We start from the raw sequence: 12941 nt of genomic DNA, 5'->3' as shown, positions 1-12941 counted from the left end.
GCATCGGGCGCGGGGCCGCGCCGGTCGCACCCCGTTTCACGGTAGTCCCGATGCTCCGGACCTTCCTGTCGGCCTCCGCGCGGGGTCCGACGGGAAGGTCCGGTGGTCTCACGGTGCCGGGACGGTGATCAACGGGCAGGAGGCGCGGTGCAGGAGCCCGTGGACGACCGAGCCGACGCGCATTCCGGTGTAGCCGCCCCTGCCCCGGCGGCCGACGACCAGGGCCAGGGCGTGTTCGGCGGCTTCCGCGAGCGTCTCGACGGGCGAGCCGACGGTGACCTCGTGGGTCAGCCGGACGTCGGGGTACTTCTCCGCCCATCCGGCAGTGGTCTCCGAGAGTTGTCGGCGTTCGGCCTGGAGCGAGGCGTCGTCGGTGCGCCGGGAGAACACCGGGGGCTGCCAGACGGCGACGGCGCGCAGGGCGCAGCGCCTCAGGGCCGCTTCCTCGAAGGCGAGGGCCAGCGCGGCCCGCGAGGGCTCGCTGCCGTCGATGCCCACGACCAGACAGGGAGGATCCTGCGTGCTGTGCTCGGCATCCGCCACGACGGCGACCGGACAGCGGGCCTGCGCGGTGACGGGGACGACGAGCGAGCCGGCGCTCAGGAACTCCTCCACGCGGCTGAGATGGCGGGAGCCGAGTACGGCCAGGGCCGCCTCGCGCGAGAGGCGGGTGAGGACCCGTGCGGGAAAGCCGTCGAGCACGGTCGTGGAGACCTCGACGCCGGGCTGCCGCTCCCGGACCCAGGCCGCCGCGCCGCCCACGGCGTCCCGGCCCGCCACCACCCGGGCCGTGTGCCGGGGAGTGTCGTCGACATGCTGGGTGTCGTGCTGCGGCGGCACGGCCACGACGAGCCGCAGCGGCGCCCGGCGGCGCTGTGCCTCGTCGGCCGCCCACGCCAGGGCGGGGTGCCAGTCCCTCGCCGGATCCACGCCGGCGATGATCTCGCGGTGTTCCGTGGTGCCGCTCATGATCCGCTCCTGTCCCGGGGCGGGGCGCACGATGGTTTCCTCACCCCGCTCGCTGTCCACGATGTCACCGGAGGACCGGCCCGCTGAAGGGCCTCCCAGGGGCGACGGAGGGGCCGAACGTCCCCATGTCCGGCCGGGGCCGAGCCCGACCGGCCCGGAGCGTGCACCGTACGGCCCTCGCCCCACGCCCGCCGTCGATGGACGGTGGGGCTGTGGGGCCGCGGCCCCGTACACCATCGCCACCTTCCCCATGACACGCAGACAGGACAGACCGTGACCGCCAACGCTCTCCCCCGTGAACTCGTGGCGTCCCTGGTGGAGGACGCCATCACCGCGCCCTCCATGCACAACGCGCAGCCCTGGACGTTCGTCCTTCGCACGGGCACGGGCACCCTCGAACTGCACGGTGACCCCTCGCGCGAGATGCCGCTCGCGGATCCGGACCGCCGCGCCCTGCACATCGGCTGCGGCGCCGCGCTGTTCGGGCTGCGGGTGGCCCTGGCGCACCACGACCTGCCCGCCGCGATCGAACTGCTGCCCGATCCCGGCGACCCCTGGCACCTCGCCGATGTGCGCCCGAACGCCACGGCTCCGGGGAACGGGACGGGCCTGGACGAGCGTCTGGCCGCGCTCCGGCCCGCCCTGCGGGACCGGCACACCAGCCGCTTCCCCTTCGGCGAGGAGCGCGTCCCCGCCGGGATCATGGACCGGCTGCGGACCGTCGCGGCCCGCGAGGCCTGCCAGCTGGTGATACCCGGGCCCTGGTTCGTGAACGCGTTCATGGACCTCGTGCACGACTCCGAAGTGTACGAGGCGGCCGACGCCCACGTCCGCGCCGAGGTCGACGCCTGGATACGCTCCGGCGGAGCCGGAGAGGACGTGGGGAACGAGGGGATTCCCGCCTACGCGTTCGGCCCGCGACAGCACGGCGCCACCGCCCCGGTACGTGACTTCGAGTCGCGGAGGCGCAGGGCGCCGGGGCGTGGTTCCGCGCACTTCGAGGAGGAGCCGCAGATCGCCCTGCTCGGCACGGCGGGGGACACACCGCGCGAGTGGCTGGCGGCGGGGCAGGCCCTGCACCGGGTCCTCCTGCGGGCCACGCTCGATGGACTGGCGACCTCGCTGATGTCGCAGCCTCTGGAGTGGCCCGAGCTGCGCACCCTGGCGCGCGACCCCGAGTCCGGGACGGGCTTCGTCCAGATGGTGCTGCGTCTGGGGTACGGGCCGCGGGGACGGGCGACCCCTCGGCGGCCGGTGTCGGAGGTTCTGACCTTCGCCTGAGCCGCGGTCGGCGGGCCGCGTGTCAATGAGCGGCGTTCACAGCCGGAACCAGCGCTCCTCCCCCGGCGCGACGCCGATCCTGCGCCCGTCCGGCAGGACCACGGGGAGCGGGCCGCGTGGCGAGGCGGGGACGCGCACCGCAAGGCGGCCCGGCAGGACGCGCACCCGGACGCCCCGGTGGCCGTGGAAGCAGATCGTGAAGGAGAACCGGGGAATCTGCGCCAGGGGCACCGGCCGCACCCGCAGGCCCTCCGGCCCGGCCTCCAGGCCTGTGATGCCTCGCTCCACCAGATCCACCGTGCCCGCCATCGCTCCGAGGTGGATGCCCTCGCCGGTCGTCCCGCCCTGCAGATCGGCCACGTCGCCGAGCAGGGCCTCCTCGCAGTAGCGCCAGGCGTCGGCGCCCTTCGCCCGGACGGTCAGCCAGCCGTGGACGAGGCTGCTGAGCGTCGAGCCGTGGCTCGTACGGGGCAGGTAGTACGCGACGGTGGAGGCCCAGACGTCGTCGTCGACACGCACCCCCAGCCGGTCGAAGAGCGCACGCAGCTCCCGGGGGCGGAAGAGGTAGCCGAGCATGAGTGTGTCGGCCTGTTTGCCTGCCTGGTACCGGTTGACGCTGTCTCCTTCGGCCTCCAGGATCCGGTCCAGGCGGCGGATGTCGCCGTACCGTGCCCGATACGCCTCCCAGTCCAGTTCCTCCAGGCCGCCGTAGCCCGCGAACTGGCTGATCACTCCCCCGTGGAACGGGATGTGGAGGCGGCGGGAGACGTCGTCCCACCGGGCAAGCTCCTCGTCGTCCAGCGACAGGTGCTCGCGCAGCTCCCCCGCGCGGGCGGCGGGCAGTTCGCTCAGCAGGTCGAGGCCGCGGGCCAGGACCCAGGCTGCGGTCGCGTTCGTGTACGCGTTGTCGTCGATGCCCGGCCGCGCGGCGCCGGGGTAGGCGTCGTGGTACTCGTCGGGGCCGACCACCCCCCGGATCCGGTAGCGGTCCAGCTCCGTGTCGTGGACGGCGGCCCCCGCCCAGTATCTGGCCACTTCCAGGAGGATCGCGGCCCCCGCCGAATGCAGGAAGCCCCGGTCCCCGGTGGTCTGCGCGTACCGCCACACGTTGTACGCGACGGCCGATCCCACATGGTGCTGGAGCCGTGAGTGGTCGGGGAGCCAGCGTCCGGAACGGGGGTTGAGGTGCAGTTCCTGGGTCTCCTCCTGCCCCGAACTCGCGCTCTGCCACGGGTACATGGCCCCCGCGTCCCCCGTTCTCGCGGGCCGCCGCGCGTGCGGCCGGCAGGCGACGGTGGCGGTACATGAGCAGCGCCCTGGCCACCTCCGGGAAGTGCAGGTTCAGGTAGGGCAGGACGAACAGCTCGTCCCAGAAGACATGGCCCCGGTACGCCTCGCCGTGCAGTCCCCGGGCCGGGGCGCCGGCGTCGAGTTCCGCGGTGTGGGGCGAGAGCGTCTGGAGAAGGTGGAACAGATGCAGGCGCAGGACGCGGCCCGCCTCGCCGGGGACGTGCAGTTCGCCCTGTTCCCACAGGCTCCGCCAGGACGCCTCATGCGTGGTCAGGAGCCGGGGGAAGGCAGGGGCCCGGACGGCCGCGGCGCGGGCGGACGCGAGCGGGTCGCCGCTGGGGCGGTCGGCCGAGGTGCGCAGGGCCAGGGTCTTCACGACGGTCACCGCGTGGCGCGGGACGACGGCGAAGCGGTAGGTCTGGACGGTGCCGGTCTCCGTGGCGGTGGGCGCGGCGGGTGTGCGGGGTGCGGTGGCCGTACGGACCGCCAGGGCGAGTCGGATGCCGGGCTCGTGTGTGCGGCAGGAGAGCCAGGCGATGCCGCCGGCCTCGAACCCGCAGCTGTGATCGGTCAGGTGGTGCCCCTCCAGGTTCCGGTACCGCTCCACCCCGGTGTTGGCCACCGCGCCGTCGAGCACGGACTCCACCTCCACGATGCCGCTCCATCCGTAGGCGCGCAGGGTGCTGCGCTGGGCCGCCAGGTACGGGTCTCCCATGTGCACGATCCGGGTGTGGACCACGCGCAGCCCGCGGCCGTCGCCGTCCCGGTAGAAGAGCTGCCGGGTGAGCGATCCGGCCCGCAGGTCGAGCCGTACGTCGTAGTGCCGCAGTTCCGGTGAGTCGGGGGTCAGCCAGTCGCCCGGCGGTCCGTCGTCCGGGAGACAGCGGTAGCGCAGGAGCGTCCAGTCGGGCAGGTTGACCATGTCCTCGTTCGTGACCGTGCGGCCGGCGACGGCCGAGGTGCGCCGGTCGTAGCAGCCGGCCAGGTAGGTGCCCGGGTAGTGAACGGGCCCGGCGGGGCACTCGGGGGCGGAGCCGCGGGTGGCGAACCGGCCGTTGCCGAGCGTGCAGAGGGCTTCGACCAGCCGCTCGCGGTCCGGTGCGTAATGGTCGTAGCCCCAGGTCCAGCCCGTGGTCATGTCCGTCCGTCCCAGCCATTGCGCACCAGTGCCGAAAGGTCGGGGACCACCAGGTCGGCGCCCTCCCGGCGCAGGGCGGCGGAGCCGTGCGCGTCCCGGCTCCGGTCGATGCCGACGACGTGTCCGAAGCCCCCTCGGCGGCCTGCTCGTACGCCGGCGAGCGCGTCCTCCACCACGGCCGTGTCGGCGGGGCGGGTGCCGAGACGGCCGGCCGCCTCCAGGAAGAGCGCCGGGTCCGGCTTTCCCGGGAGCGCGAGGCGGGCCGCGTCCTCGCCGTCGACGACGGCCGCCAGGAAGGTGTCCAGTCCGGTGGCCGCGAGCAGTGTCCGGGCGTGGCGGGACGCGGAGACGGCGGCGCACGGGATGCGGCGGGTGCGCCATGCGGCGAGCGCGCTCCCGGCATCGGCGAACGCGACGACGGCGCCGGCGTCCAGTGCCTGCCGGAACGCGGCTTCCTTGCGGGCCGCGACGGCCCAGACGGTGCCGCAGCCGGGAGGGTCGCCGGGGTGACCCGGCGGGAGGTGGATGTCCCGGGCCGTCAGGAGTGCCTCGGCTCCGTCGTAACGCGATCTGCCGTCCACGAAGCGGCGGTACTCGGTGTCCGCGTCGAAGGGCGCGCCCGTCCCCGCCCCGTCGGAGGCGTGTGCGGCGAGGCAGGGGTCGAACGCGGTCTTCCACGCGGCCGCGTGCGTACCGGCGGAGTCGAGGAGCACGCCGTCGGTGTCCAGCACGACCGCACGCGGCGGCCGGTCCCCGTCGGACCCGTTCATGCGGCGGCCGGAGCGGCGGGAACCTCCACCGTCGCGTGCTGCGGACCTCCGAGCACGACCTTGAGGGCCCCGGTGTCGGCCGCGCGGCCGAACACGTCGTAGGCCTGCTCCATCTGCCCGAGTTCGAAGCGGTGCGTGACCAGGTCCGACGCGGGCAGCCGGCCGGCCGCCAGCATGTGCAGCAGCATGGGGGTGGAGGAGGTGTCCACCAGGCCCGTGGTGAGGGTGATGTCCTTGATCCACAGGTCTTCGAGGTGCAGGGTGACCGGTGTGCCGTGGACGCCGATGTTGGCGACATGGCCGCCGGGGCGCACCATCCGGGTGCAGGTCTCGAACGCCTCGGGAACGCCGACCGCCTCCATGACGACATCGGCGCCGAGGCCGTCCGTCAGATCGGCGACGAGTTGTTCCGGTTTCTCGTCGGCGGCCGCGGTGGCGTCGGCGCCGAGGTCGCGGGCCGCGGTCAGGCGCGTTTCGGCGAGGTCCACTGCGATGATCCGGCCGGGGCTGTAGAGGCGTGCGGTGGCGATCGCGGCGAGGCCGATGGGGCCCGCGCCGACCACGACGACCGTGTCGGCGGGCCGGACCCGCCCGTTGGTCACACCCACCTCGTACGACGTGGGGAAGATGTCGGCGAGCAGGACGGCGTCCGAGCTGTCGATCGCGCTCGGCAGCGGGTGCACCGACAGATCGGCGAACGGCACCCTGACGTACTCCGCCTGTGTTCCGTCGACGGTGTGCCCGAGGATCCAGCCGCCTCCGCCGCGGCACTGGCCGTACCGGCCCTCACGGCAGAAGCGGCAGCGGCCGCAGGCGGTGATGCACGAGATCAGGACGCGGTCGCCCGGCCGTACCGTACGGACGTCCCGGCCGGCCTCGACGACGGTCCCGACCGCTTCGTGGCCCAGCACCCGGCCCGGGGTCACCTCCGGCACGTCCCCCTTGAGGATGTGCAGATCGGTTCCGCAGATCGTGACGACGTCCACCCGCACGATCACGTCACCCGCGTCCTCGATGCCCGGATCGGGCACGTCCTGCCAGGCGATGCTGCCCGGCCCCTGAAAGACGGCGGCCTTCATGCTGTCCACCCACTTCCTGTCGGCGTCCGACTGTTCCCCTTCTCAGACTCGGCCGTCACCACCCGGTGGCGCATGGGCCGGTCGGCCCCCGGAGCGGACCGCTCGGACCGCTCGGCGCGTCCTCAGTGTTCCGGCGCCGGTACGGTGATGACCGGGCACCCCGCGTGGTGCAGCAGACCGCGGACCGTCGAGCCGCCCCACGCTCCCGCCGCGCCACCGCGTTCGACGATCAGGGCGAGAGCCGACTGCGAGACGAGCGCGAGCTGCTGGACGGGCTGCCCGCCGACGACTTCCGCGACGACGTCCAGTCCGGGATGGTGCTCGGCCCATCCCGCCGCGCGGCCGGCGAGCAGCCGTCGGCACTCGGCGAGATCCTCGTCGGCAGAACCGGGCGCGGGCCGGGGCCGGACCCAGACGGCGCGGAGCCGTGCCCGCCGGAGCAGCGCCTCGTGGACGGCGAACGCGACGGCCGCCTGGCCGGAGCGGGGGCCGTTCACCCCGACGACGATCGTCCGGGGGTACACCTGGGTGTGCTCGGGCTCCCGCACCACCACGACGGGACAGTCGGCGCGGGCCGTGAGCGGCAGCGCGACCGCATCCTCCCTCAGGACCTCCGCGGGCCGGCTCGGGCGACGCGCGCCGACGACGACGAGCGCGGCGTGCGCCGCCCGCTCGCCCAGCACGGCCACCGGCGCCCCGTCGACCAGCTCCGTCACCGGCGACAGGTCCGCGTGCAGTTCGCGTACGAAGTCCTCGGTACTGGCGAGAGCCGACTCGGCCCGCTCGCGCAGGGTTCTGTGCTGGTTGAAGGCGTCACCCGCGCCGTGCCGGCCGCCCAGCGGCGGTACAGCCGCCACCAGGCGCAGTCCGAGACCGCGGCGTGCGGCTTCGTCGGCGGCCCAGAGCAGCGCCGGGACCGACGGCTTGCGGGGGTCGATGCCGACCACTACGGCGTTCATGGCGTGTCGGTTACGGCGGTGAGGGCGGCCGGAACGACCGCCACGGGGCAGTGCGCGTGGTGGATCAGGGCGTGTGCGACGCGGCCCGGCGCGGGCGCCGTGCTCAGCCGCCGACGGCTCCGCCCCGTCACCATCAGGTCGGTGCCCGCGCCGGCTTCGACGAGCGTGCCCGGGACACTCGTCCCGGTCGCCACGTGGTGCCTGACGACGAGACCTGGGTGGAGCGCGCGGACCCGGTCCGCGAGGTTCTTGACCTCGTGCACCTGGTCCCGTGCCATCCCGTCGAGGTCGTCGAGCATGGTGGCCACGCTGCCGACCTGGGAGAGGACGTTCCAGACGCTGACGAGTTCCAGCGCGGCGCCGCGAGCCTCCGCTTCAGCGGCGGCGAACGCTGTCCACGGCTCGTCCTGCGTGCCGCGCACCGCCGCGGTGACCGAGCCGGTCGCGGGGCGGTCGGCCGCTCCCCGCACGACGATGACGGGAACGTCGGCGCGCGCCGCGACCCCGAGGCCGACCGAGCCGAGCGTGAGGGACGCGAAGCCGCCGAGCCCCCGGTTGCCCACGACAACGGTTCCCCGCTCGCCGGCGGCGGCCAGGAGCGCGGACACCGGTTCCCGTCGGCTGAGTTCGCCGGAGACGTCGAGAGCGGGGAACCGGGCCCGGACGGCGCGCACGCCCTCGTCGAGCAGTTCGCTGCCTGCCTCCCGTACGGCCCGGACGGCCTCCGCGTCGGTGTACGTGGCGCGTGTATCGGTGTCGGCGCCATGGACGAGGAGCAGGGGGCGTCCGCGGCGATCCGCCTCGGCGGCGGCCCAGGACACGGCCTCGCCGCCGGACGGGGACCCGTCGACGCCCACGACCACGGTGCCGAACTCGTACCGGGTGGAGATCGCGCTGTTCATGGCTCTCCTCGGCAACTCGGTGCCGGCCGGGTCCACTACGGATTCCCGGGAGTACAGCTCTACGTTGGCACCGCCGCGCGCGTGGCGGGGAGGGGCCGTTCGGCCCCCAATGAGACCTGCACGGCCCTGCTGTCCCGGGGCGGTGGGGGGCAGGCTGAGGTTCTGGAGTCCGTGCGAGGAGGTACGTCATGACAGCGCAAGTCGTCGTCGGTGTGGACGGATCCGAGGAGAGCCTCGCCGCGGTGGACTGGGCAGCCGCGGAGGCCGTGGTCCGGCAGGTGCCGCTCGGGCTGATGTGCGTGGAGGAGTTGCCCGCGGCCCCGGAGGTGCCGATGGTGCAGTTCGAGGAAGCGACCGAGCGGGCCGCGAATCTGCTGCGTGAGACCGTGCAGCGCGTGCAGACCGAGCACCCCGGACTGGAGGTGTTCGCCGTACAGACCCGTGGCCGGGCGGCCGAGGAGCTGACGGCCGCCGTGAACGAGGCGGACCTCGCGGTTCTGGGCTCCAGAGGCCTCGGAAGGGCCTTCGGGTTCCTCGTCGGCTCGGTGTCCCTCGGTGTCGTGGCCGCCTCGCAGAAGCCTGTCGTACTCGTGCGGGCGGAGGATGATCGGCCGGCCGCGTCCCGTGACATCGTCGTGGGGATCGATCTCTACCGCGGCTGCGAAGCGGTGCTCGCCTTCGCGTTCGCGGAGGCCGCCCGCAGGCAGCTGACGCTGCGGTTCCTGCACAGCTGGACCCTCCCCGCCTCGTACGGCTACGCAGCGCTCATGGACCCCGCCCTCGGTGTGGATCAGAGCCAGAAGCTCGCCGAGGAGCTCAACGGGCTGCTGGAGCCCTGGCGCGAGCAGTACCCGGAGGTGGAGGCGACCGCCAAGGCGGTCGTGGGCTCGCCCGCGTTCCAGATGGTGGAGGCATCGCAGGAGGCGGAACTCGTGGTCGTGGGCCGCCGCGCCCGGAAGGTTCCGCTCGGTCCTCACCTCGGTCACGTCGCCCAGGCCGTCATTCACCACAGCCCGGCACCGGTGGTCGTCGTGCCTCAGCCGTGAGGGACGCCGGCCGCACGGAGTGGTCCCCGGCGCGATCGGACCGGGGACCACTCCGTGCGGCCGGCTTGCGGCCGGCGCCTCAGTCCCGCCCGGTGCCTGTGGTTCCCGGAGCCCCCGGAACCACGATGCGCCGCCCCGTCACCCGCTCCGGCGCGAGGGTCACGAAGGTCTCGCGCCCGTCCCCGGCCCACGGCCGCGAGTGCATGGCATCCTGCAACCGCCTGACCTCGGCCGCGTCGAGCACCGCGCGGGTCCTGCCGACAGCGAGCACGCTCCAGCCCTGGCTGAACGCCTCGTCCAGCCGGTCCTGTTCGAAGGCGACCTCGGCTCCGGTCGACGTCGTCCGCGCGAGGCGGGAGTCGGCGGCGGTCATGAAGACGATCCTCCCGTCGACCACCTGGTAGTTCACGGGAAAGACCGCCGGACCGTCCTCGCCCCCGATCGCGACGCGACCGACCCCGTGGCCGTCGATCAGCGCCCAGCACTCCGTCTCGTCGAGCTCGTCCATCCTCGGGTGGTGGCCGGCGAGGGCCGCGCCCTGCGGCAGGTCCGCCGTGGCACCGGCGAGATCCTGAATGTTCGTCTCCAGGGCGTCCGCGAGCCGGACGAGGAACGCGGGGCTCGGGGAGGAGATCTGCTCCTCCACGTACGCGAGGTAGCCGGGCGTGGAACCGGCGCGTGCGGCCACGTCCTCCAGGGAGAGACCGAGCTGCGCGCGCCGTGCCGCGGCACGGCGGCCGAGGTCGCCCACGCCGTGCGATCCGACGGTACTGGTCATGACGGGTCTCCTTCCGTTTCCGTGGTTCCCGGGTTCTCCTGCGGGACGACGGCGACCGGGCACAGAGCGTGGTGCAGAGTGCGGTGGGCGACTCGCCCGAGTTCCAGTCCCACCAGTCCCCGGCGACGGCGTGCGCCGACGACCAGCAGGTCGGCCGCGGACGAACGTTCCGTCAGCACCCGGCGGGCCACGCCCTCCACCGTGCTCCTGCGCAGCCGGACCCCGGGGTTCTCCCGCGCGACCGGGTCGAGCACTTCGTCGAGCAGCGCGGCTGCCTCGCCCTCGTGGTAGCCGCTCCCCTCCCCCGCCAGCAGCGGGTGGGCGGCCGGTTCGTGGGCGGGCCGTCGCCAGGCGCGTACGACGTCGAGTTCCGCGTCCCTCGCGGCTGCCTCGCGGAAGGCGAACCGCAGGGCCGGCGAGTCCTGGTCGTGGTCCCCCAGTCCCAGCAGCACGCGCCCGTGCCGGCCCTCCAGGGCTTCGCTCCCGCCCCGGACGACCACCACCGGGCCGGGCGAACGAGCCGCCACAACGAGTCCGACGGACCCGAGCAGGAGGCCGGCCCATTCACCGCGCCCCCGGGAGCCGACGACGACGGCCGTGGCCTCGCCCGCCTCGCTGAGCAGCGCCCCGGCCGCGTCCTCGGCACGTACGTCCGTGACGATTTCGATGTCCGGGGCGCGCCGGCGGGCCCGCTCGGCCGCGGTGGCGACGACGTTCTCGGCGAAGACCTGCCCCGAGGGGCGGTCGACGCTCCTGGCCGGCACCACACCCTCGTACCGCTCCCACAGGGAGGCGTGTACGACGCGCAGGGCAAGTCCGTGCCGAAGGGCTTCGTCGACGGCCCAGTCCAGCGCTGCGAAGCTGGGGCCGGAGCCGTCGACACCTACCACCAACGGCATCTTCATCATGCTCACCGCCTTCTGGGGCGCGGGGAGGTCCTCTTCCACGCTCGCACCGGCGCGGGGACCCGCGTAAGGGCCGAACGGCCCAGGGCGGCACCTCAACGACTCATGCGCACCTGCGCTTCGCCGAGGCACTGTGGACCGGACGGAGCGCGCCGGGGCCGGCACCGGGGCGGGTTCACAGCCCGTCGGCGTCCGTGCCCGTGGGCCGCGCGGGAGCCGTACGGTCGAAGCGGGCCGGGGCCCGGAAGCGGGCGCGGCGGGCCGCGCGGCGGAATGTGGTGAGCACCGCCGGGCCGGCCAGTACGACGCACACGAAGTTGGTGACGGCCCGCCCGGTGTCCCAGCCGAGTGAGGTCGCCAGGTCGAATGCGAGATAGCGGTGCCACTGCTCGGTGAACGGCAGCCCGGGGAGGTAGGCGATCGAGCTGTTCGGGTCGAGGGAGAACGGCCAGAACGACAGGTTGAGCAGAAAGCCGAAGAGGTAGCCGGAGAGCGATCCGTACACGGCGAGCATCAGCACCTCGCGGCGTCCGGTGGCGCGCGGCAGGAAGCCGGCGAGCATGCCGACGAAGGCGCAGCCGAACATCTGGTACGGCATCCACGGCCCGACGCCGCCCGTGATGAGCGCGGAGGTGAACAGCGAGGTGCAGCCGAGGGTGAAGCCGAAGCCGGGCCCGTAGACGCGCCCGGCGAGCACCAGGACGAAGAAGACGGTCTCGATGCCGGCCGTACCGGCGCCGAGGGGGCGCAGGGCCGCGTTGACGGCGGACAGGACGCCGAGCATGGCCAGGGCTTTGGAGCTGATGCCGCCCTCGGCGATCTCGGAGAGCACGACGCAGAGGACGAGCACGAGCAGCACGCCGAAGATGAGGGGCGGGGCGTAGTTCGAGCCGAACTTCCCCGGCGCGACGACGAAGGGCCAGAAGAACGCCACCAGGCCGAGGAGGGCGGCCAGGGCGATGACGAGCGAGACCCTGGGGGTGAGCCGGATGGCCGGGGTGGTGGCGGTGGTCATGCCGGTCCCCCGTCCTGCGGCGCGGCCAGGGCCGCCGTCACCTGGCCGACGGTGAGGAAGGGCAGCGGTGCCAGGATCTTGGCAGTCTGCGGCGCGAACACCGGTGAGGCGACGATGACTTCGGCGGTGGGGCCGTCGGCCACGATGTCCCCCTCGGCCATCACGACGACCCGGTCGGCCGTGCCGGCGACGAACTCGACGTCGTGCGTGGAGATGACGACCGAGCGGCCCTCGGCGGCGAGGGCGGCGACGATGCGGGTCAGTTCCGCCTTGGCGCGGTAGTCCAGGCCGCGTGTCGGTTCGTCGAGCAGCAGCACATGCGGGGCGGCTGCCAGTTGGATCGCGAGCACCAGCGCCAGCTTCTGCCCCTCGGACAGGTCCCGGGGGTGGGTGGCGCCCTCGATGCCGGGGGCCAGCCGGTCGAGGATCACCCGTGCGCCTGCGCCCGTGTCCTCGGTGGCCGACTCGCGGTCGGCCTGGGCGAGTTCCTGGTCGACGCTCTCCAGGTAGAGCAGGTCGGCGGGGGTCTGCGGGACGAGACCGACGAGCCGCCGGGCCTCGGCCGCGGACAGGGTGTGAGGGTCGTGAGCCGTACCGCCCGTGCCGACGCGTACGCTGCCGGCCCTGCGCGGTCCGGAGCCCTGGAGGGCCCAGAGCAGGGAGGACTTGCCGGAGCCGTTGCGGCCCATCAGCGCGGTGATCTCGCCGGCGCGCAGGTCGAGCGCGGCCTCGCGGACGGCGGGGACACCGTGGTAACTGACGGTGACTCCGTGCGCGGTCAGCAGGGTGGCGGCGTCGGCGGGCGGGGC

General features: G+C 73.9%; 11 protein-coding genes and 1 pseudogene. 2 read left to right on the top strand and 10 right to left on the bottom strand.

The window, feature by feature from the left end; genetic code table 11:
* Positions 1 to 108: 108 nt before the first annotated feature.
* On the bottom strand, positions 109 to 969 hold the full coding sequence (locus EAO73_RS26610) for a universal stress protein (protein WP_147974121.1): 861 nt from the start codon (positions 967 to 969) through the stop codon (positions 109 to 111).
* Positions 970 to 1242: 273 nt separating this feature from the next.
* On the opposite strand from EAO73_RS26610, the gene EAO73_RS26605 reads away from it, so the two are divergent.
* The gene (locus tag EAO73_RS26605; RefSeq protein WP_147974120.1) at positions 1243 to 2250 is read left to right on the top strand and encodes an Acg family FMN-binding oxidoreductase; all 1008 of its coding nucleotides are present in this window, start codon (positions 1243 to 1245) and stop codon (positions 2248 to 2250) included.
* A gap of 36 nt (positions 2251 to 2286) precedes the next feature.
* Here the strand turns inward: EAO73_RS26605 and EAO73_RS26600 are convergent.
* The 5 genes and pseudogenes from EAO73_RS26600 to EAO73_RS26580 form a co-directional block, all read right to left on the bottom strand.
* Positions 2287 to 4678: pseudogene (locus tag EAO73_RS26600) on the bottom strand (glycoside hydrolase family 65 protein).
* Positions 4675 to 5448 (bottom strand): HAD family hydrolase, encoded by a 774-nt coding sequence (locus EAO73_RS26595; protein WP_147974119.1) that lies wholly within the window; start codon positions 5446 to 5448, stop codon positions 4675 to 4677. The pseudogene EAO73_RS26600 and the gene EAO73_RS26595 overlap by 4 nt, the downstream one beginning before the upstream one ends.
* Positions 5445 to 6527 carry a zinc-dependent alcohol dehydrogenase family protein gene (locus tag EAO73_RS26590; protein ID WP_147974172.1) on the bottom strand — a complete coding sequence of 361 codons (1083 nt, stop codon included), beginning with the start codon at positions 6525 to 6527 and terminating at the stop codon, positions 5445 to 5447. Before EAO73_RS26590 ends, EAO73_RS26595 begins: the two co-directional genes overlap by 4 nt.
* Positions 6528 to 6649: 122 nt before the next feature.
* A complete protein-coding gene (locus EAO73_RS26585; protein ID WP_147974118.1) occupies positions 6650 to 7486 on the bottom strand; it encodes a universal stress protein in 837 nt (278 codons plus the stop codon).
* Positions 7483 to 8388, bottom strand: coding sequence for a universal stress protein (locus EAO73_RS26580; protein WP_147974117.1), 906 nt, complete (start codon positions 8386 to 8388; stop codon positions 7483 to 7485). The genes EAO73_RS26585 and EAO73_RS26580 overlap by 4 nt, the downstream gene beginning before the upstream one ends.
* A 188-nt stretch (positions 8389 to 8576) precedes the next feature.
* Here EAO73_RS26580 and EAO73_RS26575 point away from each other — a divergent pair, with 188 nt between their 5' ends.
* A complete protein-coding gene (locus tag EAO73_RS26575) occupies positions 8577 to 9434 on the top strand; it encodes a universal stress protein (protein WP_147974116.1) in 858 nt (285 codons plus the stop codon).
* 79 nt (positions 9435 to 9513) lie between these two features.
* Here the strand turns inward: EAO73_RS26575 and EAO73_RS26570 are convergent, their stop codons facing one another.
* The 4 genes from EAO73_RS26570 to EAO73_RS26555 all read right to left on the bottom strand — a co-directional run.
* The gene (locus EAO73_RS26570) at positions 9514 to 10212 is read right to left on the bottom strand and encodes a helix-turn-helix domain-containing protein (RefSeq protein WP_147974115.1); all 699 of its coding nucleotides are present in this window, start codon (positions 10210 to 10212) and stop codon (positions 9514 to 9516) included.
* Positions 10209 to 11117 carry a universal stress protein gene (locus EAO73_RS26565; protein ID WP_147974171.1) on the bottom strand — a complete coding sequence of 303 codons (909 nt, stop codon included), beginning with the start codon at positions 11115 to 11117 and terminating at the stop codon, positions 10209 to 10211. Before EAO73_RS26565 ends, EAO73_RS26570 begins: the two co-directional genes overlap by 4 nt.
* A gap of 175 nt (positions 11118 to 11292) precedes the next feature.
* Entirely contained in the window at positions 11293 to 12132 is an 840-nt protein-coding gene (locus tag EAO73_RS26560; RefSeq protein WP_147974114.1) for an ECF transporter S component, read from the bottom strand.
* On the bottom strand, positions 12129 to 12941 hold an 813-nt coding region (locus tag EAO73_RS26555; protein WP_147974113.1), incomplete at its 5' end, for an ATP-binding cassette domain-containing protein. The genes EAO73_RS26560 and EAO73_RS26555, both read right to left, overlap by 4 nt.

Origin of the sequence: Streptomyces sp. col6 (assembly GCF_008042035.1) — a bacterium.
In the GTDB taxonomy this organism is placed as follows: Bacteria; Actinomycetota; Actinomycetes; order Streptomycetales; family Streptomycetaceae; genus Streptomyces.
The sequence above is the reverse complement of the archived record's forward strand: the minus strand, read 5'-3'. Positions and strand labels throughout refer to the sequence as shown.

What these genes read in the sequence shown, in the direction of transcription:
- EAO73_RS26610 (WP_147974121.1), bottom strand. Translation starts at nt 969, where the DNA reads ATGAGCGGCACCACGGAACACCGCGAGATCATCGCCGGCGTGGATCCG.
- EAO73_RS26565 (WP_147974171.1), bottom strand. Translation starts at nt 11,117, where the DNA reads ATGAAGATGCCGTTGGTGGTAGGTGTCGACGGCTCCGGCCCCAGCTTC.
- EAO73_RS26595 (WP_147974119.1), bottom strand. Translation starts at nt 5,448, where the DNA reads ATGAACGGGTCCGACGGGGACCGGCCGCCGCGTGCGGTCGTGCTGGAC.
- EAO73_RS26590 (WP_147974172.1), bottom strand. Translation starts at nt 6,527, where the DNA reads ATGAAGGCCGCCGTCTTTCAGGGGCCGGGCAGCATCGCCTGGCAGGAC.
- EAO73_RS26585 (WP_147974118.1), bottom strand. Translation starts at nt 7,486, where the DNA reads ATGAACGCCGTAGTGGTCGGCATCGACCCCCGCAAGCCGTCGGTCCCG.
- EAO73_RS26580 (WP_147974117.1), bottom strand. Translation starts at nt 8,388, where the DNA reads ATGAACAGCGCGATCTCCACCCGGTACGAGTTCGGCACCGTGGTCGTG.
- EAO73_RS26575 (WP_147974116.1), top strand. Translation starts at nt 8,577, where the DNA reads ATGACAGCGCAAGTCGTCGTCGGTGTGGACGGATCCGAGGAGAGCCTC.
- EAO73_RS26560 (WP_147974114.1), bottom strand. Translation starts at nt 12,132, where the DNA reads ATGACCACCGCCACCACCCCGGCCATCCGGCTCACCCCCAGGGTCTCG.
- EAO73_RS26570 (WP_147974115.1), bottom strand. Translation starts at nt 10,212, where the DNA reads ATGACCAGTACCGTCGGATCGCACGGCGTGGGCGACCTCGGCCGCCGT.